The organism is Piscicoccus intestinalis NBRC 104926 (assembly GCF_001515525.1).
GTDB classification, from domain to species: Bacteria; Actinomycetota; Actinomycetes; order Actinomycetales; family Dermatophilaceae; genus Kineosphaera; species Kineosphaera intestinalis.
This window is the reverse complement of the sequence record NZ_BCNQ01000072.1, coordinates 1-23,146: the sequence shown is the minus strand read 5'-3', so window position 1 is coordinate 23,146 and position 23,146 is coordinate 1. Positions and strand designations below refer to the sequence as shown.

Below are 23,146 nucleotides of genomic sequence, written 5' to 3'. Positions count from 1 at the left end.
CCGACGCTGCGACGCGCGGCGACGGCACTGCGGCCGGGCGCCGAGCACGACGACGCGCGCCTGGTCGCCTACCTGCTCGCGGTCGCGGCCCTGCGGCGCACCGAGAGTCGCGGCGCGCACCTGCGCACCGACCACCCGCAGCCCGGGCCGGCGGCGCACACGCTCGTGACGCTCGACGACCTGTGGGCGTCGGAGTCGGCCGTCGCCGGGAGCGCTTCATGAGCCTGCCCCGGATCATGGTCGAGCCCGTCGTGCGGGCCGCGCTCCTGGAGGACCTCGGCCGCGCGGGAGACCTGACGACCCAGGCCACCGTGCCGGCCGAGGCCCGCGGGCAGGTCGCCCTCGTCGCCCGCGATCCCGGGGTCGTCGCCGGTCTCGACGCCGCGCTGCTCTCCTGGCGGCTGCTCGACGACGCGAACGCCGTCGAGACGCGGGTGTTGCTCCCCGACGGCAGCCCGGTGCGCCCCGGTGACGAGATCGCGCTCGTCGCCGGTCCGGCGCGCACCCTGCTCACCGGCGAACGGGTGGCCCTCAACCTGCTCGGGCACCTGTCCGGGGTCGCCACCGCGACCGCCGGCCTGGCGCGGGCCGTCGAGGGCACCCGGGCCCGGATCTGCTGCACCCGCAAGACGACTCCGGGCCTGCGCGCCCTGGAGAAGGAGGCGGTCTGCGCCGGCGGCGGCAGCAACCACCGGTTCGGCCTCGACGACGCGGTGCTCGTCAAGGACAACCACCTCGCGTTCGCCGGCGGCATCGAGCCCGCGCTGCGCGGCATCCGCGAGCGGGTCGGTCACCTCGTCAAGGTGGAGGTCGAGGTCGACACCCTCGACCAGCTGGAGACGGTGCTGGGGCTGCGCGACGAGCGCGGGCTGCTCGTCGACGCGGTGCTGCTCGACAACATGACGCCCGAGCAGCTCGCGGAGGCGGTGGCGCTCGTCGACGGGAGGGCTATCACCGAGGCCTCCGGCCGCATCACGGCCGAGACCGCCGGGCCCCTCGCCCGCGCCGGCGTCGACCTCATCTCCGCCGGCTGGATCACCCACAGCGCCCCGGTCCTGGACATCGGCCTGGACCACTGCTGACGGAAGCCCCACACCCGGCTCCCCCACGCCCGGCCGGCCCCAACATCCGGCCGAAGGCTGCCCTTTGGGTCGAGGGCTCGTCCTACATCCCTAGCCCTCGGCCGAAAGGGCAGCCTTCGGCCAAGAGCGAGGGGCGGGGTGGGCGCGGGGCCAGGGGGCGGGGTCAGGGGCGCTGGAGGGTGTCGGGGTGGGCGCGTCCGAAGTCGCGGACGGCGGTCAGCACCGGGGCGACGTCGCGGCCCGCCTCCGTGAGGCGGTAGGTGACGCCGACGGGCGGCCCCGGCGTCACCTCCCGCACCGCGAGGCCGCGGGCGCACAACTCCTTGAGGCGGGCCGACAGCACGCCGTCGGTGACCCCCGGCACGGCCCGGGAGATGTCGCTGAACCGCTCGTTGCCGGCGAGCATCGCCTCGATGACGGCACCCGCCCAGGCCCGGCCGAGCACGCCCATGACGCTCTCGATGAGCGTGCACTCCGGCTCCGGATTCGCCATGGGACTCTACTCTCGACCGACCAGTGACTACGACAACACGAGCATACCGCCGGCCGGAAACCCGGGAGCGCCGCCGGTCGCCACCGAAGCCCGCACACCGGACGCCAACCAAACGAAACCAAACGCCAACGGGCCCGCCCCCAGCGGAGAACGGGCCCGAGACGGACGACGACGGGGCTCAGCTCACGGCTCGACGGTCACCTTGATCGCCTCCCCCTTGGCGACGATGTCGAAGGCGTCGAGCACGTTCTCCAGGGCGATGTGCTTGGTGATGAGGTCCTTGACCGGCACCTGACCGGTGGAGATGTACTCCAGCGCCCGCTTGTTGTGGGTCGGCGAGGAGCCGTTGGCGCCGTGGATGTGCAGCTGGCGGTAGTGCACGAGGTTGGAGTCGCAGCGGATGTACGGGTCGGTCTTGGGCAGGCCGCCGAAGAACGAGATCCGGCCGTTGCGGGCGGCCATCGAGATCGCCTGCTCCTGGGTGACATTGGCCGGGGTCGCGGTGATGACGACGTCGGCGCCGCGGCCGCCGGTGAGCTCGAGCACCTTGGCGACGACGTCCTCGTTCGCGGAGTTGATGACGTGGTCGGGCCGCACGGCGTCGGCCGACATCGCCAGCCGCTCGTCGTTGATGTCGACGAGCACGACCGTGCCGACCTTGTGCACGCCGCGGGCGATCCGGATGTGCATGCAGCCGATCGGGCCGGCGCCGAAGACGACGAGGAAGTCGCCCTCCTCGATGCCCAGCTGCTCCTGGGCGTTGATCGCGCAGGCGAACGGCTCGGCGGCCGACGCCTCGTCGTAGCCGACGTTGTCGGGGATGCGGTTGAGCCCGTCGACCTTGAGCACCTGCTCGGGCACGATCATGTACTCGGCGAAGCCGCCGTCGTACTGGTAGCCGACCGAGGTCTGGTTCTGGCAGACCTCCATCCAGCCCTTGTCGCACTCGTAGCAGTCACCGCACGGCACGGCCGCGATGCACTGCACCCGGTCGCCGACCTGGAAGCCGCCGAGCGCGTCGGCGCCGACCTCGACGACCTCGCCGGCCACCTCGTGGCCCATCACCGTCGTGCCGGTGATGTTGACGTGACCGTTCTTCTTGATCTTCACGTCGGTGCCGCAGGTCGAGCAGTTCTTGACCTTGATCTTGACCTCGTTCGGTCCACACTCCGGCTCCGGCACGTCCTCCACCCGGACGTCCTCGGGGGCGTAGAAACGCAGTGCCTTCATCGTTCTCTCCTGGCCTGCCACGTCGTCGTGGCGCAAATGGAAGCTTCTGGATGTTGGATCGGGTCCGAGCCAGCCCGCTTATGGAGGAAAGTTCCGCCATCGCAGCCCTTGACTCGGTCACAACCGGACAGATATAAAAATAGCCACACAACGCGAAGCGGTCAACAGCCACTTTCGGGGTGAGTCAACGCAGACTCGCGACGCCCGCGGATCCGCACAGCACTACCGAGCCACCCGCGGCGCGGGTCCGGCGAAAGGATCGACAATGGCGACGGTCACCACCTCACAGCGCCCCAGCGCGCGGGTAAGGGTGCAGAAATTCGGCACTTTCCTGTCGAACATGATCATGCCCAACATCCCCGCACTCATCGCCTGGGGCCTGTTGACGGCGTTCTTCATCGACGTGGGCTGGACGCCCAACGCCGACCTGGCGACGATGGTCGCCCCCACCATCCACTACCTGCTGCCCCTGCTGATCGCCGCCACCGGCGGGCGCATGGTGCATGGTGACCGCGGCGGCGTGGTCGCCGCGTTCGCCACGATGGGCGCCATCGCCGGCTCCGACCTGCTCATCGAGAACTTCAACGCGACACTGCCCGAGGGCACCGCGCCCCTGGGCCAGGTGCACATGTTCATCGGCGCGATGATCCTGGGCCCGCTGTCGGCCTGGGTGATGAAGAAGCTCGACCAGTCGTGGGAGGGCAAGATCCGGGCGGGCTTCGAGATGCTCGTCAACATGTTCTCGGCCGGCATCACGGCTTTCTTCATGGGCATCTTCGGCTTCTTCGTCATCGCCCGCCTCGTCAACGCGATCATGGATCTCGCGGGCGCGGCCGTGAACTGGCTCATCGCCACCGGCTTCCTGCCGCTGGTGAGCATCCTCATCGAGCCCGCCAAGGTGTTCTTCCTCAACAACGCCATCAACCACGGCGTGCTCACCCCGCTCGGCATCTTCCAGGCCGCCGAGCAGGGCAAGTCGATCATGTTCCTGCTCGAGGCCAACCCCGGCCCGGGCCTGGGCCTGCTGCTGGCCTACGCCGTCTTCGGCACCGGCATGGCGCGCGCCTCGGCCCCCGGCGCGGCGATCATCCACTTCCTCGGCGGCATCCACGAGATCTACTTCCCGTACGTGCTCATGAAGCCCAAGCTCATGCTCGCGACGATCCCCGGCGGCATGACCGGCGTGTTCATCAACATGATCTTCGACTCCGGCCTGCGGGCTCCGGCCGCGCCCGGCTCGATCATCGCGATCTACGCCCAGGCGGCCACCGACTCCTACGTCGGCATCACGCTGTCGTGGATCGGCGCCGCGGCGGTCACCTTCGCCGTCGCCGCCCTGCTGCTCAAGACCGACAAGAACAAGGACGAGGGCGACCTCGCCGCCGCCACCGCCAGCATGGAGTCGATGAAGGGCAAGAAGTCGTCGGTCTCCGGCGCGCTCGTCGGCGCGGGAGCCGGTGCGGGAGCCGGTGCAGGTGCCGGAGCCGGTGCGGACGCCCCGACCGGGCCGGTGCACAACGTCGTCTTCGCGTGCGATGCGGGCATGGGCTCCTCCGCGATGGGGGCTTCGGTGCTGCGCAAGAAGATCCAGCAGGCCGGGCACAGTGACGTCAAGGTCGTCAACAAGGCGATCTCCAACCTCACCGACGAGTTCGACATCGTCGTCTCCCATCAGGACCTCACCGACCGCGCCAAGCAGAAGACCGGCTCGGCCTACCACGTGTCGGTGGACAACTTCATGGCCAGCCCGCGCTACGACGAGATCGTCGAGCTGATCAACACGACGAACGCGCCCGACGCCACGGCCGGTACGCCGGCCGGTGCAGCGGTGGCGGCGGCGGAAGCGTCCTCGGACGACGAGGCAGCGGCCCCGGAGCACGACGTGCTCGCGGTGGAGTCGATCGTGCTCGAGGGCAACGCGCGCACCCGGGACGACGCCATCCGCGAGGCCGGCGACCTGCTGGTCGCGGCGGGTGCGGTGGAGCCCGCGTACGTCGACTCGATGCTCGATCGGGAGGCCTCGGTCTCCACGCACATGGGCAAGGGCCTGGCGATCCCGCACGGCACCAACGAGGCCAAGGGCACCATCAAGCGCACCGCGATCTCGTTCGTGCGCTACCCCGAGGGCATCGACTGGAAGGGCAAGAACGCCGAGTTCGTCATCGGCATCGCCGGCCAGGGCAACGACCACCTGCAGCTGCTGTCGAAGATCGCGACGATCTTCACCAGCCGCGACGAGGTCGAGCGCCTGCGCTCCTGCTCGACTCCCGAACAGGTCCGCGACGTGCTCAACAGCGTGGCGGACTGACCTGGTCCCGGCGCCGAACCACCGGCCCCGGCTCACTCCTCGTGAGCCGGGGCCGACCCATGCGATCTCCGTCGAATGCGCTTCAGTCATAGAACAGTTGCGATGTAGTCATTGGACGCATCGGTCCTGGCTGACCATCATGGAGTCATGAGCTTCTTCCGCACGGTCCTGAACAAGATCTCGGCCTCCGACGACGACCGCGCCCTGGCTCGCGACATCACCGCCTACCCGGTCGCCGCCAGCAGCGCCGCCGTCGTGCTGCCCCGCGGCACCGCCGTGTACCTGGACGCTCCGCACGCCGCCGAGGTGCGCGAGGCCCACGAGGCCGTCCGCCCCGTCAGCCCGCACCTGCGCGTGCGCCTGGGCTGACGCCCGCGGCGGCCGACGCCGGTCCACACCGCTCCACACCGGTCGACACCGGTCGATGGCAGGCCGATGGCGTCACCCCCAGCAGTTGCGGATCCCGTAGGGCACGTCCCGCGACACGACCCCGGGCGTCGGCGCATCGGTGATGAGCTCGGTGCCGGTGTTGAGGTAGCCGGTCGGGGCCGCCGCCTCACCGCGGGCCGCCTGCGCCACCGAGCGCACGCCCTCGCGGGCCATGTTCTCCGGAAACTGCATCGCGGTCGCGTCGATGTCACCGGGGCGCACCGCGTCGCGCATCGCCTCGCAGCCGCCGTCGATCGAGACGACGACCATCCGCGACAGGTCGGCCCCCGCCTCCTTGAGGGCATCGACCGCACCGAGCCCCGCCTGCTCGTTGACCGTGTAGACGACGGTGATGTCGTTGTGCTGCGCGAGAATCGAGGCCATCTGCTCCTTGCCGAGGTCGCGGTTGCCCTCGCTGTCGGTGCTCGCGACGAGCTGCGGGGAGTCGGGCCGCAGCCCCATGCCCTCGAGGAACCCGTCGCGGCGCTGCTCCCCCGACCCGATGCCCGGGGCGAGGTTGAGCATCGCGACCCGCGGTTCCAGGCCCAGCTCGGCCGCCTTGGCGGCCGCGTACGCCCCCTGGAGCGCGACCCCGTAGATCGTCGGGAACATCAGCGACAGCGCCGCGGAGATCGCGACGACGGCCACGAGGCCGACGACGTTGAGCGAGAACATCGCGACGAGGCAGCACACGACGCCGAAGACCGCCATGACCAGCAGCAGGAACGTCGGCTTGATGATGCCGAGCAGATAGGTCATGACGAAGCGGGAGATGAGGAAGATGATGAGGCTGGCCTGCAGCCACCAGCCCGCCTCCGCGGGGGTCGTGCCGACGACGTCCTGGGCGTAGATGATCGTGAACGTCCACACACAGGTCTGTGCGGCGACGTTGAAGAACTGGGCCAGCACGCCGGCCTTGTAGCCGAACCGGTTGTTGATGAACGCCGCCGGCAGCGCGGGCAGGAAGTACGCCCGTAGTAGGCGAACTGCACGAGCGAGGACTGGAGCTTCGACAAACTTCCACTCAGGCAGATGTCTTGGCCGTCCGGAATCGCGCCGTGATCACGCCTTCTGGGCGGGGTGCCCCCGGTGCGACACTGGGCCGGTGGGCGCGGTCGACGCGGGCCGGACGGGCCCGCACACGCCGGAGACGACGATCGCCCGGCTGCGCTGGCGCGGCATGGGCGAGTTCGGCGTGGCCAGCGCCACCTCCTACCGCACCCGCACCGCGGAGGCCGAGCCGCACCTGGGCATGCCCGCGCCCCGGCTCACCCTCATCCTCGGATTCGCCGAACCCATCGGCCTGCGCACCGGCCCCCCTGACGCAACGCCTGGCGCAGCGTCCGACAGAGCGCTCGACGGGGCTTCCGGCTCGACCCGAGAGGCCGAGCGGCTCATGGTCAGCTGCGTCGCCGGCCTGCACTCCGGGGCCGTGCGCCTGACGATGCCGCGGCACCAGGACGGCCTGCAGCTCTCGCTGGACCCGCTGCGGGTGCGGACCCTGCTGGGCATGCCCGCGGCGGCCCTGCCCCTGCACGGCGAGGAGCCGGAGACGGTGCTCGGCCCCGCGCTGCGGGAGCTGCTGGAGCGCCTCGGTGAGACCGTCGATCTGCCCGGCCCGCAGCGTTCGGCGCGCCGCGCCGAGATTTTGCGGCGCTGGACCCTCGGGCGCGCACGGTCCGGGGCGCCCGCCGATGCCCGGTCCGGTGCGGACGCCGAGATCCGCCCTGAGGTCGCGCGGGCCTGGCGGGTCATCACCGCGCGCCGGGGCGACTGCCGCGTCGGCGAGCTCGCGCGTCACGTGCTGCTCAGTGAACGGCAGTTACGCACACTGATGCGTGCGGAGCTGGGGATCAGCCCGAAGACCGCGTGCCGGCTGGCGCGCTTCGACCACGCGCTCGAGCGTCTCGTCGAGGGGACCGACGCGTCGCTGGCCGACACGGCCGCCGCCTGCGGTTACGCCGACCACGCCCATCTCGACGCCGACTTCCGTGCCGCGACCGGGCTGGCCCCGACCGCCTGGCTGGCCGCCGAGGGCCACCACCTCGCCGCCGGCGGCCACCGCAACCGCCCCGAGGCCTGACCCGCCACGCCGCCTCGCTACACCTCGGGGAGCGCGGGCCCGGCTCAGCCCGCCCCAGCCGCCTCAGCCGCCTCAGCCGCCTCAGCCAGGTGAGAGGGGCCGCGGCAGGGCGTCGGCCCGGGCGCGCTCGAGCACGTAGTCGCGGAACAACTCCGCCGAGGGCAGCATGCGCCGCGCCGTCGACCAGGCGAGGTCGATGACCCGGCTCGCGGCGGGGTCGGTGAGGTCGAGGTGGTGCAGCCGGCCGACGAGCGGCTCGGCGGTCGTCTCCCGCAGGGCCGGCACGACCGCGACCCCGAGGCCGGCCGCGACGTAGCCGCGCATCGTCGGCACGTCGTCGGCGACCAGCGTCGCGTTGGGCACGAAACCGGCTCCGCGACAGAGATCTTCACACGCCTTGCGGAGGAGTGAGGTGGGCCGGATCATGACGAACGGGTCGTCTGCGACCTCGGCGAGTGAGGTGGCCGGCGCCCCCGCGAGCCGGTGGTCCGGCGGCACGATGAGCCGCAGCGGCTCGTCGGTCAGCTGCGAGCGGTCGACCTCGGCGGCCGACATGCGCAGGGTGGTCAGCTCCAGGTCGACGTCGCTGCCGGGCCCGATCTCGAGCACGGATTCGTCGCTCTTGGTGTGCAGGTCGAACCGCACCTCGGGGTGCAGCCGCCCGAACGTGCCGACGAGGTCGGGCACGAGCCACGTGCCGAGGTGCCGGTCGAAGACCACGGTGACCAGCCCCGTCTCCGGGTCGATCAGCTGCTGCACGGCGGCGAGCCCGTCGTCGAGGCTGTGCACCGCCCGGTCGACATGGCGCTTGAAGACGACACCCGCGTGGGTGAGCCGCAGCACCCGGCCCGAACGGCGCAGCAGCGGCGCCCCCACCTCACGCTCGAGCCGCGCCAGCGCCCGGGACACGCCGGGCTGGGAGACCTGCTCGAGGTCGCTGATCTCGGTGAGCGTCACACCGTCCGCGACCTGCTGGAACCAACGGAGTTCCTGCACATCCATACCCATGACGATAAAACATGAGTCCGGACCCCACTCCTCGTGGGACGCATCGATGTACGTGTGGTCCGGGCAGACGCCGGGTCAGACGCCGAGGAGCCGGCGCAGCACGGTGTCGGCGAGCAGCCGCCCGCGCAGGGTCAGCACGGCCCGCCCGCCAGCGGCCGGCCCCGGCTCCAGGAGCCCGTCGCCCAGCAGGCCCGGCACCGCCTCCCGGCCGGCCTCGTGCAGGTCGTCCAGCGGCAGGCCCTCGGCCAGGCGGATGCCGAGCATGACCCGCTCCTCGTAGCGCTGCTGCGGGTCGAGCGTCTCGCGGCCCTCGCCGGGAGAGCCGCCGCCGGCGAGGGCGGCGGCGTAGCGGGCCGGCTGCCGCACGTTCCACCACCGCACTCCCCCGATGTGGCTGTGAGCCCCGGGACCCACGCCCCACCAGTGGCCGCCGCGCCAGTACCCGAGGTTGTGCCGGCACGCCTGCGACGGCGAACGCGCCCAGTTGCTCACCTCGTACCAGCCGTACCCGGCGTCCGCCAGCGTCTCCTGAGCGAGCTCGTACTTGTCCGCCTCGTCGTCATCGTCGGGAGCCGGTACCTCGCCGCGGCGCACCCGCCCGGCCAGCTTGGTGCCCGGCTCGACGGTCAGGGCGTAGGCCGACAGGTGGTCGGGACGCAGCGCGATCGCCGCGCGCAGCGACGAACGCCAGTCGGCGAGGGACTCCCCCGGCGTGCCGTAGATCAGGTCGAGGCTGACCGCCAGGCCCGCGGCCCGCGCCCCGTCGACGGCCCGCTTGACGTTGGCCGGTCGGTGCGTGCGGTCCAAAGTGCGCAGCACGTGCGACACGCTCGACTGCATCCCGAGGCTGACGCGCGTGAACCCGGCCCGGGACAGGGCGCGCAGGTAGTCGGCATCGACCGTGTCGGGGTTGGCCTCCGTCGTCACCTCGGCGTCATAGGCGAGCCCGAAGCGCTCCCGCACGGCGTGCACGAGCCCGCCGAGCTGCGTGGGCGTGAGCATCGTCGGGGTGCCCCCGCCGATGAAGACCGTCTCCACCCGGGGGGCGTAGTCGCCGAGCACCCTTCGCGCGAGGTCGAGTTCGGCGGTCAGCCAGGCGTCGACGTCGGAGGTCGTCGTGCCCGGCCGCGCCGCGCGCCGTTCCCTGGGGTCGGCGGGCTCGCCGGGGTCGGCGAGTTCGGCGGGCGTGTACGTGTTGAAGTCGCAGTAGCCGCAGCGCACCCGGCAGAACGGCACGTGCAGGTAGATCCCGAACGGGCCGGCGGCGAGTTCCTCCAGCGCCGCGCGCGGGAGGCTGCCGTCGCGGGGCGCCGGGTCGGCCTGCGGGGGTGAACTGGGCACCCCGCCAGTCTCCCAGCCACGGCGGCGGCGCCCAGGTGCGGGCACCGCAGGACGGGGGCTAGGTTGGGCGGCGATGCCGACACGCGACGAACACGGGCCGCGCGACGCGGACCACGCCTCGCGGGACACGCCACCGGACCTCGCCGAATTCGCCTCCGACTGCGCCCGCTGCACCGGGCTGTGCTGCACGGCGCTGCCCTACCGCCGCTCGCGCGAGTTCGCCGCCGACAAACCCGCCGGCCGGCCGTGCCCGCACCTGGGCGGCGACTTCGGCTGCCGGATCCACGCCCGGCTGCGCGCCGGCGGGTGGCCCGGCTGCACGGAGTTCGAGTGCTTCGGAGCCGGGCCCAAGACCGTGTCACTATTCGCCGGCCGCGCGTGGGGCGACCCGATGCGCCCGGAGACGGCGGACTCGCCGCGGGCCGCCGCCCAGTTCGAGACGTTCCTCGCGCTGCGGCCGCTGCAGGAGGCGCGCTTTCACCTGCGCGGCAACCTGCTCATCGCGGCCGACCTGCGGCGGGCGCGCCTGACCCGCACGGACCTGCTGGGCGCCGATCTGCGCGATGCCGACGTGCGCGGCGCGGACCTGTCGCAGGCGCTCTTCCTCACCCAGCCGCAGCTCAACGCCGCGGTCGGCGACGGGCGCACGCGCGTGCCCACGCATCTGCGTCACCCGGCGCACTGGGCGGCGGGCGCCGCGGTCTGACGCGACCGACGCGTTCCGGTGCGACTACGCTTCACATCCGCCGCAATCTAAGGTTAGGCTTGCCTCACTTGCCAGCGATAGTCAGCGATTCGAGGAGTGTCATGGCGCCGCCCTCCAGGTCCCGCTTCGGGTCCGTCAGGTCCGACCTGCCCGACGCCCGCGCCCTGCAGGCCCGCAACGCCTCGGTCGCGCGGCGGCTCCTGGCCGGCGCGGGCAGCGCGTCATTCGTCGCCTTCCGCCACGACGCCCACCGCGACCTCGACGTGCTGGCCCACGGCCTGACCGACGACGGCCGGCTCGTCGTCGCGACCGTCGAGGACGTCAGCCACCTGCCGACCGACGAGTCCGTCGAGATCCGCCTCGACGTGCGGCGCGAGGCGACCGAGGCGCGGGTGCGCATCCTGGCCGCGACGGCGCACCTGCTCGGGCGGCTCGACTGGGTCGGCGCCGACGAACGCGCCGAGCTGCTCGCCACGGGCGCCCTGCCCGAGGAGGTGGCGCTCGTCGCCTCCGCCCCCACCGCCGCCCTCGGCGTCGTGCGCACCGACCGCGTGCTGTTGCACGACGCGGGCGGCGTCACCCCGATGCCGTTCAGCGAGCTGGTCGCCGACGAAAACGTCAGCCACCTCTTCCCGTCGTCGACGCAGGAGGTCGACGCCCACGAGGTGTTCGCCGAGGTGCCGACCCACATCGTGGGCGAGCTGTTCGAGGCGATCCTCGACGGGAGCCGGCCCGGCTGGGTGATGTCGAGCAAGCCCGCCTCCCCCGGGTGCAGCCACTCGATCGGTCGCGTCTACTGCGTCGACGTCGACGCGACGGGGGCGACGCTCATGAAGGTGGGGGCGCAGGAGACCACGGTCGTGTTCACGGCCTTCGCAGAGCAGGCCCACGACATCGCCTCCCTCGGGCTGCGAGTCGCAGGCCTGCTCCCCATGACTCGGGACTGAGACGCCCTACGCGTATCTGACACTCGGTTCCGAGAGCACGTGGGCCCCGCCGCTTCGGCGGGGCCCCACGTCTTTGTAGTGTGCGCTTCGCGTGGGCACGAGGTGCCCGAATCGGTTCAGCGGGCTTCGTACAGCTCGCACGTGGCGGCGTCGCCGCCCACGGTGATCGCCTCGGCGGTGCACATGAGGTCGGCGTTGTGCACGCACTCCAGGCGCTGGCAGGCGCCGACCTGGCCGTCGGCCGTGGGCAGGCCGCCGCGGGCGTCGAGCTCGACGAACGTGGTGCAGGAGGCGGAGCCGGTCGACCCACCGACGGTGATCGCGTAGGCGGTGCAGCCGTCCTGGTTGTAGGAACAGGCGGTGGTCGCGCAGGACTTGACGGTGGCGAGAGCAGGCATGACGTGGCCTTTCAACGATGTGACCGCGTATCTGACACCCCGCACATTACGAGCCCCCGGGCCACTCCGGCAACGAAGGTGAGGCTGGCCTGACCTGGGCATTCGCCGCCCGCCCCCCGGCTTTCGCACGCCATCGCGGGCGATCAGGCCAGTCCCCCCAGCGCGGGTGTGGGCAGCCGTCGATGCCCTACGGTGACGACCGGGACACTCGTCCAGTTTCGTTCTGCGCCAACGGGAGTCGTCATGAGCATCGCGCGTCGCACCTTCCTTCGCTCGGCGGCAGCCGCCGGTCTGAGCACGATGGCCGCCGGATCGGGCTGGATTCCGGTCGGTCGGGTCGAGGCATCGCAGGCGGCGGCTCTCGCACCGCCCCTGCCGCCGGGTCTGCCCGGCTCCGCCTACCTGCAGGTGTTCCGCAACTGGGCCGGCGACATCGTCACCGACCGCCTGTGGACCATCGACTGTGGCGGCGAGAACCACGTCGTCCAGCTCGCGAACTGGGCGCACGCCAACGGCTTCGCGCTGCGGCCGCGCGGCTACATGCACAACTGGTCGCCGCTGACGGTCGCCGACGGCACCAAGGACGAGAAGGTGCTGCTCGTCAACGTGCGCACCGGGCTGACCGGCGTGCGGATGCAGGGCTCGGAGACGGTGCGCGTCGGCACGGGCGTCTCGCTGGAGCCGCTGCTCCTGCAGGTCGAGCTCGTCGGCCGGGGCCTGGCGCACCACCCGGCTCCCGGCGACATCACGATCGGCGGCGCGCTGGCGATCGGGGCGCACGGCACGGCGGTGCCCGCGCGGGGCGAGCGGCCCGCCTCCGGGCACAGCTTCGGCTCCATGTCGAACCTCGTGACGAGCCTGCGGGCGGTCGTGTGGGACCCCGCGACGAACGCCTACGTGGCCCGCGAGTTCGGCCGGGCGCAGCGGGAGATCGGCGCGCTGCTCGTGCACGTCGGGCGCGCGTTCATCACGGAGGTGACCCTGCGGGTCGGGCCGCGCCAGCAACTGCGCTGCCAGAGCTTCGTCAACGTGCCGATCTCCGAGCTGCTCGCCGCGCCGGGGTCGGGCGGGCGGACCGTCTCCAGCTACCTGGACCGGTCCGGGCGCATGGAGATCATCTGGTTCCCGTTCACGACCAACCCGTGGCTGAAGGTGTGGACGATCTCGCCGCTGCCGCCGCTGGGGTCGATCCCGGTGCTCTCGCCGTACAACTACACGTTCGCCGACGGGCTGTTCGGCTTTCTGCTCGAGAGCCCGCGCAGCGTCTACGACAACCCCGCCGGCACGCCCGCGTACTCCCGCAAGCAGGCGGACGGCGTGCGGCTCGGGCTGCTCAGCTCCGCGACGAGCGACATCTACGGCTGGGGCCGCAACGTGATGCTCTACGTGCGGCCGAGCACGATGCGCGTCACCGCGAACGGCTACGCCGTGCTGTGCTCGCGGGCCGACGTGCAGTGGGTGCTCAACACGTTCTACGCGTACTACTCGCAGGCGCTGACGCAGTACGCGAACGGCGGGCGGTACCCGGTCAACGGGCCGGTCGAGATCCGGGTCACCGGCGTCGACAACCCGGCCGACAGCGGCGTCGCCGGGGCCCAGGACCCGTGGCTGGCCCCCACCCGGCGCCGGCCCGACCGGCCCGACTGGGACTGCGCGGTGTGGCTCGACCTACTCACGCTGCCGCACACCCCGAACCACGCGCCGTTCTACGCCCAACTCGAGCAGTGGCTGTTCGCGACGTTCGACACCGGCCGCACCGGCATCCGGGTCGAGTGGTCCAAGGGCTGGGCGTACACCCACTCCGGCGCCTACACCTCCGGCGACATGATCGGTGGTCGGATCCCCGCCTCGCTGTCCACCGGCCAACCCGGCGGCACCCAGCACGCCGACGCCGCCGCCGTGCTCGACCAGCTCGACCCGCATCGGATCTACACCTCGCCGCTGCTCGACCGACTCCTGCCGTAGCGTTCACGCGCCGTCCAACGCCCCGGCCTGGGTCAGCGGCGTCGCTTGCGACTCCTGGCCGGCGAGCGGCGTCCGGGTTGGCGCGGTTCGGCCGGAGTGCGACTCTCGGGGGCGCGGGCTCGCGCCGTCCGGGAGCTGTTCGGGGTACGGCCCCGCACGACTCCGATGAACTCCTCGATCAGCGGGTTCTCGTCCTCGGTGCGCCAGGCCAGGGCCACCGGAGAGGGGTCGGCGTCGACGACCGGCCGGTAGGTCAGATCGCGGCGGCTGGCGCCCCGGGCCACAGACATCGGCACGACCAGCACCGCACCGCCCAACACGAGATCGGTTGCCGTGCCGGTCGGCTCCGTCAGCACCTGCTCGTCGTCGAGATCGGCGAGCGTCACCTCGTCGACCGCGCTGATCGCGTGCTCCTTCGACACCCAGGCGACGATCCGTTCCTCGTAGAGCGGGATAGCGTGCAGGCCTTCCCGGTCGATCGGCAGGCGCACGAAACACATGTCGAGGCTGCCGTCGCGCAGGCCCGCCAGCTGCTCCTCGTCGGGCACCTCGCGCACCGACAGCGGCGCCTCGAAGCGCTCGCCCCACACCCGACGCCACTTGGTGAGGGTGACGCCGCGCACCGCCCCGATGCGCAGGCCGCAGACCGCAGCGCTCTGCTCGCTCACCCGGGCAGGCTAACGTGCGCGGGCCGTCTGGCCGGCGTGGCATACGCTCACGGCGTGAGCCAGACCCTCAAGCCGTCCACCGCCGCCCAAAAGCTGGGCATCCTGCTCGCCGCCGCGCCAGAGGATTTCCGGACTACACCGATCACTCGGGCGCAGCTCGATGCCCTGCGCGCCGACCCGCCCGCGTGGCTGATCGACCTGCGGCGTAACGGGCCGTTCCCCCGCGAGGTCATCGCGCAGAAACTGGGCGTCTCCCATTCGGGCTTGGTGCGCGGCGGAGTGACCGAGCCGCTCGACGCCGACCAGGTGGGCGGGCTGCTGGCGGATCCGCCGGCCTGGCTCGTCCACGAGCGGGAGGTGCACCGCCAGGTCGTCGCCGAGGCCGCGCGCCTCAAGGCCCAACGGAACGCGACCGACGGCCGATGAAGGCACTGGGCCGCGACAATGGGTTCTCCTGCGGCTAGGGGTCAGACTCCGGCGACGCTGTAGCGGCCGCCGGCGATCGCGGCGACGACGCCGCCGTCGATGAGCAGGTCGGCGCCGGTGATGAACGGGGCACCCATGAGGAAGGCCGCGGCGTCGGCGATCTCGTCGGGGCTGGCGACCCGGCCGGCGGGGCTGGTGTCGATCATCCGGCGGTACCCCGCGGCGGCGGGACCGCTCATCTCGTCGCGGGCCAGCGGCGTCATGACGATGCCCGGGGAGATGCTCGTGACGCGCGCGCCCCGGTCGCCCCAGGTCAGCGCCGCAGCCTGCACCCGAAGCGAATTGGCGCGCTTAGCCAGGCCAGGCGTAGCCGCTGCCGTCGATCGCGGTGAGCATCGGCAGCGCGGCCAGCTCGGAGGCCGGCGTCCACGCCAGGGCCCGGTTCGTCTCGGCGTCCAGGGGCGGGATCATGTGGCCGGCCTGGCTCGAGATGACGATTCCCGCACCCCCGGATGCGACGACCTTGCCGAACTCCTCCAGCACGAGCGCCGTGCCGACGAGGTCGACCGCGACGATCTGCTGAGGCGACGCCTGGACCGGAGAGACGCCCGCCGCCTGGATGACGTGGCTGATGTCGCCCAGCTGCGACGCGTCCGCGGCGGCGCGGGCCACCGACTCGGCGTCGCTGACATCGACCGTGCCCGTCTGAACCTCGTAGCCGTCGCTGCGCAGCGACTCTGCGGCCTGCTCGGCGGCCTCCGAGCACAGGTCGGCCACGTAGATGGTGCGACCTGCGGCGACGCGGCGCGCGATGGCGCGGCCGATGGATCCTGCTCCGATGAGGACGACGACCTCGTTCATGCTGACTCCTAAGGGACCGGTGGTCTGTAATTTTGTGAGTACACTAACAGACCAGTGGTCTGAAAGGGAAACGAGTGACTGATCAGAAGTTCCGGCGCGCACGCACCGACGAGCAGCGCGAGGTGCGCCGCACCCAGATCCTCGACGTCACGCGGCAGCTCATCATCGAATCGCGGGTTCGCGACGTGAGCCTCAACGAGATCGCGCGCCAGGTCGGCCTCGCGAAGTCGAACGTGCTGCGCTACTTCGGATCGCGGGAGGCGATCCTGCTGGTCCTGCTGGACCGCGAGTACGAGGGGTGGGTCGGCGACTGCGTCGATCAGCTCTCCGGGTCCACCGATCATGACGTCGCGCAGGTCGCGGAGGTACTGGCCCGAACCGTGGCGGCCCGCCCGTTGCTCTGCGAGTTGCTGTCGTGCGCGACGACCGTGCTCGAACACAACGTCACCGTCGAGGAGGTCCTGGCGTTCAAACCGTCCATGGCCGCACACATGGCGCGCCTGCTGGATGCCGTCGTCGTCGCGACCGGCTCTTCGGCGCTGGCCGAGAGCGATCGCGGCCTGCTGTTGACCGGCCTGCACGCGATGATCGCCGAACTGTGGTCGCTGGCGCATCCGGCGCCGGTGCTGGTCGAGGCGGCCGCGCTCGACCCGCGCGTCTTCGGCGGCCTGGACGATGTGGAGGGCACCCTTGCTGCCAGCCTGACGATGCTGCTGCGAGGCGCACTGCGATAGCGCCATCGGAAAGTGTGTACGATCGTACATATTCACCCCCACGCCGCGTCGCAACAGGAGCCTGTCGTGTCAGCCTCGCCCTCCGCCCCCTATGCGGGGGAGCCGACCATGGTGGTTCAAGCCCCGAAGGTTCCCGTGTGGACCGCCGCCGTGTTCGTGCTCTTCCTCATGCGGGGCTTGCTGTTCAACACGTGGTTCAGTCGCGGCCCCGACGTTCAGCGGCTCCTCGAGGCGTCCACGCTGCAACTCGGGCTCATCGCCATGCTCGTGCCCGTCGGCGGACTCCTCGCCATCGGGCCGGCAGGCGCGCTGGTCGAGCGCTTCGGGTCGCGCCTTGTGGCAACGGCGGGGTACATCCTGGCGTCGGTATCGTTGGCGCTCGCCGGCTTCGCCATCCAGGGCGGCAACCTGCCGGTCAGCTGCGTGCTGCTGGTTCTCTTCGGAGCGCCCTTGGCGGTGGTCGACTTCGTCGGCAACTACGAGGGGACCCTGGTCGACAAGGCGGCGCGCCGCAGCGTCTTCGCGGCGATCCACGGTGCCTTCGGCCTGGGCATGCTGTCGGCGGCCTTCCTCACCGGGGTGGTCAGCGACGCCGGCATGTCGCTGGACACGCACTTCGGCCTGATCGCCCTGATCGCGATGGTCGCCTCGGTGGCCGCCTCCCTGGCCCTGCCGCGTCATCCGACGCGGGGACGACCCGCCGAGAAGGCCGCCGAGCCCCGGTCCCGGGCGGTGTGGTTCGAACGGCGCAGCCAGCTGATCGCGCTCATCGGTTTCACCTTCATCATGGCCGAGACCAGCGCCGGCACCTGGGTGCCGATCGCGATGACCGGCGCCGGCTTCACCCCGTCCCAGGCCGCCTACGCGCTGAGCCTGTTCTGGATCCTCATGACGCTCGGGCGCCTGCTCGGCGGCTTCGTCGTCGACGCCATCGGGCGGTACCGCACGGTCCTCGTCTCGTGCCTCGTGACCGCCGTGGGCGTGGCGGGCTTCATGGCGGCCGGAGACTCCCCGCTGACCTATGTCGCGCTGGCGCTGTGGGGGCTGGGCCTCGCGCTCGGCTTTCCCATGAGCGTCGCGTCGATGAGTGACGATCCGGCCAAGGCGTCGGCCCGCGTCAACATGATCATCATGATCGTCTACCTGGCCAACCTGACCGTCGGACCGGCGCTGGGCGGGATCGGGGAGGCGTTCGGGGTCTACGCCGCGTTCGCGGTTCCCGTCGTGCTGCTGCTGGTCTCGGCGAGCCTGGCGAAGGTGACCCGTCCCCTCACGGGCGGCGGGCCGCGGTAGCCGGCTCGAGGCGCTCCGGCATCTGCGTGATGAGGAGGTCGACGCTGGCGGCGACGAGCCGGCGGTCCAGGTCCGCCCCCAGGAAGGCCCGGTGCATCGGCCAGCCCTCGATCATGACGTTGAGCGCGGCACAGACCTCCGGCGCGAAGTGCAGCCCGAGGCTCGCCCGGCTGCGCCTTACCCACTCGCCGGCCGCGTCGCAGACGACCTGATTGTGATGCGCGTAGGCGTACATCTCGAAGATGAGGTTCATGTCCTGGGGCGAAGCGTAGGCCGACCCGCAGACGAGGTCCACCACCGCCTCCGCGGCCTGAGCCGGCGTGGCGGCGATCTCCATGGCCCGGCGGAACTGGGCGGACTTGACGTCCACGAGGTGCACGAACGCCTGCCCCAGCAGGTCGTCGAGGCTGTCGAAGTAGTACGTCAGCGAGCCCAGCGGCACGTCGGCGGCCGCGGCGATCCGGCGGTGGGTGGTCTTGTGGACACCGAGCTCGGTGATCACCGCCAGCGCGGCGTCGATGATCGTGTCCCGCCGCTGCGGGTCGTTACGGCTCCTCGCTCGCGAACCTGCCATGACCTCCCACCCCTGCGACGAATGTGTCGAATGCGTCAACGGTACGCGGCGCGACGATCGACGACGCAGTACCTCGCGGCAGCCTGGGCAGCTATGGACAATCAGCCCGCGCGGCGGCGGTACTCCAGGTCGTAGATGCGTCGGCCCGCGCGCAGCCCCTTGCGCTCGAACGTCGTCTCCGGGCGCCCGGCGAACCGCCGCGCCCAGCCGGGCTCGCCGCCGCTCTGCGGAGGCGTCGCGCTCTCCAGGGCCGGGCAGGCGTCGGCGACGCGACGCATCTGGTGGGCGTAGTGCTCCCAGTCGGTGGCCAACCGCAACACCCCGCCGGGGCTCAGCACCCGGGTCGCGTCGGCGACGAACGCCTCGTCGACGAGCCGCCGCTTGTGGTGCCGGGCCTTGGGCCACGGGTCGGGAAAGAAGACCCGGACCTCCGCCACCGAGCCCTCAGCCAGCCCGCCCGCCACGAGCGCCCGCGCGTCGGCTTCGATGACCCGCACGTTCGTCAACCCCGCGGCGCCGGCCCGGGCGACCGTCCGCGCCGCACCCGGTCGGTAGACCTCCACGGCGAGGTGGTCGACATCGGGCCGGGCGCGCGCCGACGCCAGCACCGCCTCCCCTGTGCCGGAGCCGATCTCGACGACGAGCGGCGCGTCGCGCCCGAACGCCTCGGGCGCGTCGAACACCCAGCCGGGGGCCAGGCTCGCCGCCCGCTCCCCGCGCGACGGCACGATGACCAAGCGGTCGAGGTGCGGCGGGTACTGCCGCGCGAACCGGCCCCGCCGCCGCCCGTCGCGTCGCCCGAACGAGACGACTTCGCGCCGCGGCCACTCCCCCGACGACCCCGCCTCGACAGAGTCCGCACCCAGCGACACAGGGCTACTTCTTGGCCTTGTCGGCACCGTCGGAGGACAGGGCTGCGATGAACGCCTCCTGGGGCACCTCGACGCGGCCGACCATCTTCATGCGCTTCTTGCCCTCCTTCTGCTTCTCCAGCAGCTTGCGCTTGCGGCTGATGTCGCCGCCGTAGCACTTGGCGAGCACATCTTTGCGGATCGCGCGGATCGTCTCGCGCGCGATGATGCGGCTGCCGATCGCGGCCTGGATCGGCACCTCGTACTGCTGGCGCGGGATGAGCTCGCGCAGCTTGCCGGCCATCGCCACGCCGTAGGCGTACGCCTTGTCCTTGTGCACGATCGCGCTGAACGCGTCGACCTGCTCGCCCTGCAGCAGGATGTCGACCTTGACGAGGTCGGCGACCTGGTCGCCGGCGGGTTCGTAGTCCAGCGAGGCGTATCCGCGGGTGCGGCTCTTGAGCTGGTCGAAGAAGTCGAAGACGATCTCGGCCAGCGGCAGCGTGTACCGCATCTCGACACGCTCGGGCGAGAGGTAGTCCATGCCGAGCAGCGCGCCGCGGCGCTGTTGGCACAGCTCCATGATCGCGCCGATGAAGTCGCTCGGCGCGAGGATGCCCGCCCGCACGATCGGCTCGCGGACCTCCTTGATCTTGCCGGTCGGAAACTCGCTCGGGTTCGACACGTCGACGAGCGAGCCGTCCTCCATCGTCACGTCGTACTCGACGTTCGGCAGCGTGGAGATGAGGTCGAGGCCGAACTCGCGCTCGAGGCGCTCGCGCACGATCTCCAGGTGCAGCATGCCGAGGAACCCGACGCGGAACCCGAACCCCAGCGCGGCGGAGGTCTCCGGCTCGTAGACGAGGGCGGCGTCGTTGAGCTTGAGCTTGTCGAGGGCGTCGCGCAGCTCCGGGTAGTCCGAGCCGTCGATCGGGTACAGCCCGGAGAACACCATCGGCCGCGGGTCGCGGTAGCCGCCGAGGGCCTGGTGCGCGGGCCGGCGTTCGTTGGTGATGGTGTCGCCGACCCGGCTCTGGCGCACGTCCTTGACGCCGGTGATCAGGTAGCCGACCTCGCCGACTCCCAGGCCCTTGCTCGGCACGGGTTCGGGTGAGATGACGCCGATCTCGAGCAGCTCGTGGGTGGCCTTCGTGCTCATCATCGCGATGCGCTCGCGCGGGTTGAGGTTGCCGTCGACGACCCGCACGTAGGTGACGACGCCGCGGTAGGTGTCGTAGACGGAGTCGAAGATCATCGCCCGGGCGGGCCCGTCGGCCTCCCCGACGGGAGGCGGGATCTGCCGCACGATCTGCTCGAGCAGCTCCTCGACGCCGGCGCCGGTCTTGCCGGAAACCTTCAGGCACTCGGAGGCGTCGACACCGATGAGCCCCGCGAGCTCCTCGGCGAACTTCTCCGGCTGCGCCGCCGGCAGGTCGATCTTGTTGAGCACCGGGATGATCGTCAGGTCGTTCTCCATCGCCAGGTACAGGTTGGCGAGGGTCTGCGCCTCGATGCCCTGGGCCGCGTCGACGAGCAGGATCGCGCCCTCGCACGCCGCCAGCGACCGCGACACCTCGTACGTGAAGTCGACGTGGCCGGGGGTGTCGATCATGTTCAGCACGTACGGCTCGCCGTCGAGCTCGTACGGCATGCGCACGGCCTGGCTCTTGATCGTGATGCCGCGCTCGCGCTCGATGTCCATGCGGTCCAGGTACTGCGCGCGCATGGCCCGCTCCTCGACCACACCCGTCTTCTGCAGCATGCGATCGGCCAGGGTCGACTTGCCGTGATCGATGTGGGCGATGATGCAGAAGTTGCGGATGCGCTCCGGGGGCGTGGCATGAGGTGGCAGCACAGTGGTGGCCGTCGGTGGCACGGAATGGACCTCGATGTGTCGGGGACTTAGGGGGCTTAGGGGGCGTCAGGGCTCGGGAATGTCGGGGGCGTCGGACCGGCCGGGAGTTCAGACGTCGGACCGGTGGGCCGGGGGCCATCATCCCATGGCCCGAGTCCTCTACGCTCACGCCATGGACTTCAGCAGCCTGGGTCGGGCCCTCGGCGACGCCGCGGTCCGCGTCGGCAAAGCCGCCCTGCAGGGTGCGGCCACCGGAGCCCGTCGCTCCGCCTCCGCCTCCCGCACCGCCAAACGGCGTTCCAACACCGGCAGTCGCTCCAGCAACTCCCACCGGGTGACCCGGCCGAGCCGGCGTGCGGACAGCCGGGGCACCACCGCGACGGTCCGCAGCGGGCCGGACTTCACCGGGCGCCCACCGACCTCCTACTCCCCCACGCCGGACGGCATCGCCGACCCGGGCGAAGTCGTCTGGGCGTGGGTTCCCTACGAGGAGGACCACACCCAGGGCAAGGACCGGCCCGCGCTCATCATCGGCCGCGACGACGACTGGTTGCTCGCGCTGCAGGTCACCAGCCAGGACCACGACCGCGACGCCCAGCAGGAGGCTCGCGCCGGCCGGTTCTGGATGGACATCGGCACCGGAGGCTGGGACCCGCAACGCCGCCCCAGCGAGGTGCGCCTCGACCGCATCGTGCGCCTGGCCCCCGACGCCGTGCGCCGCGAGGGCGCGGCCCTCGACCGCAGCCTGTTCGACCAGGTGCTGCGCGAGGTCGACCGGTACGCCGGTCGCTGACACGACAGCGCCCGCCCGGGTGAGCCGGGCGGGCGCTTCGCACGTGTGCGTCAGTCGAGGTAGTCCCGCAGCACCTGGCTGCGGGACGGGTGGCGCAGCTTGGACATCGTCTTGGACTCGATCTGGCGGATCCGCTCGCGGGTCACGCCGTAGACCTTGCCGATCTCGTCGAGGGTCTTGGGCTGACCGTCGGTGAGACCGAAGCGCATCGAGACCACGCCGGCCTCGCGCTCGGACAGCGTGTCGAGCACGGAGTGCAGCTGCTCCTGCAGCAGCGTGAAGCTCACGGCGTCGGCGGGCACGACCGCCTCGGAATCCTCGATGAGGTCACCGAACTCGCTGTCGCCGTCTTCACCGAGCGGGGTGTGCAGCGAGATCGGCTCGCGGCCGTACTTCTGCACCTCGACGACCTTCTCCGGGGTCATGTCGAGCTCCTTGGCGAGCTCTTCAGGAGTCGGTTCGCGACCCAGGTCCTGCAGCATCTGGCGCTGCACGCGGGCGAGCTTGTTGATGACCTCGACCATGTGCACCGGGATGCGGATCGTGCGGGCCTGGTCGGCCATCGCGCGGGTGATCGCCTGCCGGATCCACCACGTCGCGTACGTGGAGAACTTGAAGCCCTTGGTGTAGTCGAACTTCTCGACCGCGCGGATGAGACCGAGGTTGCCCTCCTGAATCAGATCCAGGAACAGCATGCCGCGGCCGGTGTACCGCTTGGCCAGCGACACCACGAGCCGCAGGTTGGCCTCGAGGAGGTGATTCTTGGCGTTCTTGCCGTCCTGCGCGATCCACCACAGGTCACGGCGCAGCTGCGGCTCCAACTCGTCGCCGGAGTTCAGCTTCTCCTCCGCGAACAGGCCGGCCTCGATGCGCTTGGCGAGCTCGACCTCCTGCTCGGCGTTGAGGAGCGCGACCTTGCCGATCTGCTTGAGGTAGTCCTTGACCGGGTCGGCGGTGGCGCCCGCCGTGACGACCTGCTGCGCGGGCGCGTCGTCCTCGTCGTCCTCGCGCAGGACGAAGCCGGACTCCTCGCCTTCGGCGGCGGCCACTTGACCGGAGGCATCGCCTCGGCGCCCGCGGCGCGCGCTCGGGGCGGCGGCC

The 23,146-nt window shown here is 71.4% G+C and carries 24 protein-coding genes and 1 pseudogene; 12 read left to right on the top strand and 13 right to left on the bottom strand.

The features are described 5' to 3' along the window. Both PINTE_RS12440 and nadC read left to right on the top strand, forming a co-directional pair. A pseudogene (locus tag PINTE_RS12440) lies at window positions 1-222 on the top strand (hypothetical protein); the annotation flags it as partial. After that, window positions 219-1,082, top strand: coding sequence for a carboxylating nicotinate-nucleotide diphosphorylase (nadC, locus tag PINTE_RS12435; protein WP_068430966.1), 864 nt, complete (start codon window positions 219-221; stop codon window positions 1,080-1,082). The pseudogene PINTE_RS12440 and the gene nadC, both read left to right, overlap by 4 nt. A gap of 163 nt (window positions 1,083-1,245) precedes the next feature. Here the strand turns inward: nadC and PINTE_RS12430 are convergent, their stop codons facing one another. Beyond that, on the bottom strand, window positions 1,246-1,575 hold the full coding sequence (locus tag PINTE_RS12430) for a winged helix-turn-helix transcriptional regulator (RefSeq protein WP_068430958.1): 330 nt from the start codon (window positions 1,573-1,575) through the stop codon (window positions 1,246-1,248). A 183-nt stretch (window positions 1,576-1,758) separates the two neighbouring features. Then, complete coding sequence (locus PINTE_RS12425) at window positions 1,759-2,805, bottom strand: zinc-dependent dehydrogenase (protein WP_068430955.1); 1,047 nt, start codon at window positions 2,803-2,805, stop codon at window positions 1,759-1,761. Between the two features lie 265 nt (window positions 2,806-3,070). On the opposite strand from PINTE_RS12425, the gene PINTE_RS12420 reads away from it, so the two are divergent. Together PINTE_RS12420 and PINTE_RS12415 are read left to right on the top strand one after the other, a co-directional pair. Next, window positions 3,071-5,113, top strand: a complete 2,043-nt coding sequence (locus PINTE_RS12420) for a PTS mannitol transporter subunit IICBA (RefSeq protein WP_068430952.1) — start codon at window positions 3,071-3,073, stop codon at window positions 5,111-5,113. 147 nt (window positions 5,114-5,260) lie between these two features. Continuing rightward, window positions 5,261-5,482, top strand: a complete 222-nt coding sequence (locus PINTE_RS12415) for a hypothetical protein (protein ID WP_068430949.1) — start codon at window positions 5,261-5,263, stop codon at window positions 5,480-5,482. Window positions 5,483-5,554: 72 nt separating this feature from the next. On the opposite strand, the gene PINTE_RS12410 is transcribed toward PINTE_RS12415, so the two are convergent. Next, entirely contained in the window at window positions 5,555-6,451 is an 897-nt protein-coding gene (locus tag PINTE_RS12410; RefSeq protein WP_245642930.1) for a substrate-binding domain-containing protein, read from the bottom strand. A gap of 196 nt (window positions 6,452-6,647) precedes the next feature. On the opposite strand from PINTE_RS12410, the gene PINTE_RS12405 reads away from it, so the two are divergent. Next, window positions 6,648-7,625, top strand: coding sequence for an AraC family transcriptional regulator (locus PINTE_RS12405; RefSeq protein ID WP_068430946.1), 978 nt, complete (start codon window positions 6,648-6,650; stop codon window positions 7,623-7,625). Between the two features lie 81 nt (window positions 7,626-7,706). On the opposite strand, the gene PINTE_RS12400 is transcribed toward PINTE_RS12405, so the two are convergent. Both PINTE_RS12400 and hemW read right to left on the bottom strand, forming a co-directional pair. Next, window positions 7,707-8,627, bottom strand: coding sequence for a LysR family transcriptional regulator (locus PINTE_RS12400; protein WP_068430942.1), 921 nt, complete (start codon window positions 8,625-8,627; stop codon window positions 7,707-7,709). 81 nt (window positions 8,628-8,708) lie between these two features. After that, window positions 8,709-9,974, bottom strand: coding sequence for a radical SAM family heme chaperone HemW (gene hemW / locus PINTE_RS12395; RefSeq protein ID WP_068430939.1), 1,266 nt, complete (start codon window positions 9,972-9,974; stop codon window positions 8,709-8,711). A 73-nt stretch (window positions 9,975-10,047) separates the two neighbouring features. On the opposite strand from hemW, the gene PINTE_RS12390 reads away from it, so the two are divergent. Beyond that, window positions 10,048-10,680: a pentapeptide repeat-containing protein gene (locus tag PINTE_RS12390; protein WP_068430936.1), complete on the top strand. Its 633-nt coding sequence runs from the start codon at window positions 10,048-10,050 to the stop codon at window positions 10,678-10,680. 101 nt (window positions 10,681-10,781) lie between these two features. Next, a complete protein-coding gene (locus PINTE_RS12385; RefSeq protein WP_068430933.1) occupies window positions 10,782-11,627 on the top strand; it encodes a hypothetical protein in 846 nt (281 codons plus the stop codon). 116 nt (window positions 11,628-11,743) lie between these two features. Here PINTE_RS12385 and PINTE_RS12380 read toward each other — a convergent pair whose 3' ends face one another. Beyond that, on the bottom strand, window positions 11,744-12,025 hold the full coding sequence (locus tag PINTE_RS12380) for a DUF1540 domain-containing protein (protein ID WP_068430930.1): 282 nt from the start codon (window positions 12,023-12,025) through the stop codon (window positions 11,744-11,746). Window positions 12,026-12,268: 243 nt separating this feature from the next. Here PINTE_RS12380 and PINTE_RS12375 point away from each other — a divergent pair, with 243 nt between their 5' ends. Then, on the top strand, window positions 12,269-13,990 hold the full coding sequence (locus PINTE_RS12375) for a cholesterol oxidase substrate-binding domain-containing protein (protein ID WP_068430927.1): 1,722 nt from the start codon (window positions 12,269-12,271) through the stop codon (window positions 13,988-13,990). A 32-nt stretch (window positions 13,991-14,022) separates the two neighbouring features. Here PINTE_RS12375 and PINTE_RS12370 read toward each other — a convergent pair whose 3' ends face one another. Then, a complete protein-coding gene (locus PINTE_RS12370) occupies window positions 14,023-14,658 on the bottom strand; it encodes a LysR family substrate-binding domain-containing protein (RefSeq protein ID WP_068430923.1) in 636 nt (211 codons plus the stop codon). A gap of 54 nt (window positions 14,659-14,712) precedes the next feature. Between PINTE_RS12370 and PINTE_RS12365 the strand changes: the two genes are divergently transcribed. Further along, entirely contained in the window at window positions 14,713-15,084 is a 372-nt protein-coding gene (locus PINTE_RS12365) for a DUF5997 family protein (RefSeq protein WP_068430963.1), read from the top strand. A 41-nt stretch (window positions 15,085-15,125) separates the two neighbouring features. Here the strand turns inward: PINTE_RS12365 and PINTE_RS24765 are convergent, their stop codons facing one another. Together PINTE_RS24765 and PINTE_RS24760 are read right to left on the bottom strand one after the other, a co-directional pair. Then, window positions 15,126-15,416, bottom strand: a complete 291-nt coding sequence (locus PINTE_RS24765) for an SDR family oxidoreductase (protein WP_217996580.1) — start codon at window positions 15,414-15,416, stop codon at window positions 15,126-15,128. Between the two features lie 19 nt (window positions 15,417-15,435). Continuing rightward, window positions 15,436-15,945, bottom strand: a complete 510-nt coding sequence (locus PINTE_RS24760) for an SDR family NAD(P)-dependent oxidoreductase (RefSeq protein WP_217996579.1) — start codon at window positions 15,943-15,945, stop codon at window positions 15,436-15,438. Window positions 15,946-16,019: 74 nt separating this feature from the next. Between PINTE_RS24760 and PINTE_RS12355 the strand changes: the two genes are divergently transcribed. Continuing rightward, window positions 16,020-16,679, top strand: coding sequence for a TetR/AcrR family transcriptional regulator (locus PINTE_RS12355; RefSeq protein WP_068430921.1), 660 nt, complete (start codon window positions 16,020-16,022; stop codon window positions 16,677-16,679). A gap of 108 nt (window positions 16,680-16,787) precedes the next feature. Continuing rightward, complete coding sequence (locus PINTE_RS12350; RefSeq protein WP_084343539.1) at window positions 16,788-17,972, top strand: MFS transporter; 1,185 nt, start codon at window positions 16,788-16,790, stop codon at window positions 17,970-17,972. On the opposite strand, the gene PINTE_RS12345 is transcribed toward PINTE_RS12350, so the two are convergent. From PINTE_RS12345 to lepA, 3 genes are all read right to left on the bottom strand, one after another. Beyond that, the gene (locus PINTE_RS12345; protein WP_068430915.1) at window positions 17,950-18,546 is read right to left on the bottom strand and encodes a TetR/AcrR family transcriptional regulator; all 597 of its coding nucleotides are present in this window, start codon (window positions 18,544-18,546) and stop codon (window positions 17,950-17,952) included. The genes PINTE_RS12350 and PINTE_RS12345 overlap by 23 nt on opposite strands. 101 nt (window positions 18,547-18,647) lie before the next feature. Then, a complete protein-coding gene (trmB, locus tag PINTE_RS12340) occupies window positions 18,648-19,418 on the bottom strand; it encodes a tRNA (guanosine(46)-N7)-methyltransferase TrmB (protein ID WP_169798522.1) in 771 nt (256 codons plus the stop codon). 4 nt (window positions 19,419-19,422) lie between these two features. After that, window positions 19,423-21,273, bottom strand: a complete 1,851-nt coding sequence (gene lepA, locus PINTE_RS12335) for a translation elongation factor 4 (RefSeq protein WP_068430911.1) — start codon at window positions 21,271-21,273, stop codon at window positions 19,423-19,425. A gap of 151 nt (window positions 21,274-21,424) precedes the next feature. Here lepA and PINTE_RS12330 point away from each other — a divergent pair, with 151 nt between their 5' ends. Then, window positions 21,425-22,045 (top strand): type II toxin-antitoxin system PemK/MazF family toxin, encoded by a 621-nt coding sequence (locus PINTE_RS12330; RefSeq protein ID WP_084343537.1) that lies wholly within the window; start codon window positions 21,425-21,427, stop codon window positions 22,043-22,045. 50 nt (window positions 22,046-22,095) lie between these two features. On the opposite strand, the gene PINTE_RS12325 is transcribed toward PINTE_RS12330, so the two are convergent. Next, window positions 22,096-23,146 (bottom strand): RNA polymerase sigma factor (locus PINTE_RS12325; protein ID WP_245642929.1); only part of this gene is annotated, 1,051 nt, incomplete at its 5' end.

What these genes read in the sequence shown, in the direction of transcription:
- PINTE_RS12385 (WP_068430933.1), top strand. Translation starts at nt 10,782, where the DNA reads ATGGCGCCGCCCTCCAGGTCCCGCTTCGGGTCCGTCAGGTCCGACCTG.
- nadC (WP_068430966.1), top strand. Translation starts at nt 219, where the DNA reads ATGAGCCTGCCCCGGATCATGGTCGAGCCCGTCGTGCGGGCCGCGCTC.
- PINTE_RS12380 (WP_068430930.1), bottom strand. Translation starts at nt 12,025, where the DNA reads ATGCCTGCTCTCGCCACCGTCAAGTCCTGCGCGACCACCGCCTGTTCC.
- PINTE_RS12375 (WP_068430927.1), top strand. Translation starts at nt 12,269, where the DNA reads ATGAGCATCGCGCGTCGCACCTTCCTTCGCTCGGCGGCAGCCGCCGGT.
- PINTE_RS12415 (WP_068430949.1), top strand. Translation starts at nt 5,261, where the DNA reads ATGAGCTTCTTCCGCACGGTCCTGAACAAGATCTCGGCCTCCGACGAC.
- PINTE_RS12390 (WP_068430936.1), top strand. Translation starts at nt 10,048, where the DNA reads ATGCCGACACGCGACGAACACGGGCCGCGCGACGCGGACCACGCCTCG.
- PINTE_RS12420 (WP_068430952.1), top strand. Translation starts at nt 3,071, where the DNA reads ATGGCGACGGTCACCACCTCACAGCGCCCCAGCGCGCGGGTAAGGGTG.
- PINTE_RS24760 (WP_217996579.1), bottom strand. Translation starts at nt 15,945, where the DNA reads ATGAACGAGGTCGTCGTCCTCATCGGAGCAGGATCCATCGGCCGCGCC.
- PINTE_RS12345 (WP_068430915.1), bottom strand. Translation starts at nt 18,546, where the DNA reads ATGGCAGGTTCGCGAGCGAGGAGCCGTAACGACCCGCAGCGGCGGGAC.
- PINTE_RS12425 (WP_068430955.1), bottom strand. Translation starts at nt 2,805, where the DNA reads ATGAAGGCACTGCGTTTCTACGCCCCCGAGGACGTCCGGGTGGAGGAC.
- PINTE_RS12430 (WP_068430958.1), bottom strand. Translation starts at nt 1,575, where the DNA reads ATGGCGAATCCGGAGCCGGAGTGCACGCTCATCGAGAGCGTCATGGGC.
- PINTE_RS12400 (WP_068430942.1), bottom strand. Translation starts at nt 8,627, where the DNA reads ATGGATGTGCAGGAACTCCGTTGGTTCCAGCAGGTCGCGGACGGTGTG.
- PINTE_RS12330 (WP_084343537.1), top strand. Translation starts at nt 21,425, where the DNA reads ATGGACTTCAGCAGCCTGGGTCGGGCCCTCGGCGACGCCGCGGTCCGC.
- PINTE_RS12350 (WP_084343539.1), top strand. Translation starts at nt 16,788, where the DNA reads ATGGTGGTTCAAGCCCCGAAGGTTCCCGTGTGGACCGCCGCCGTGTTC.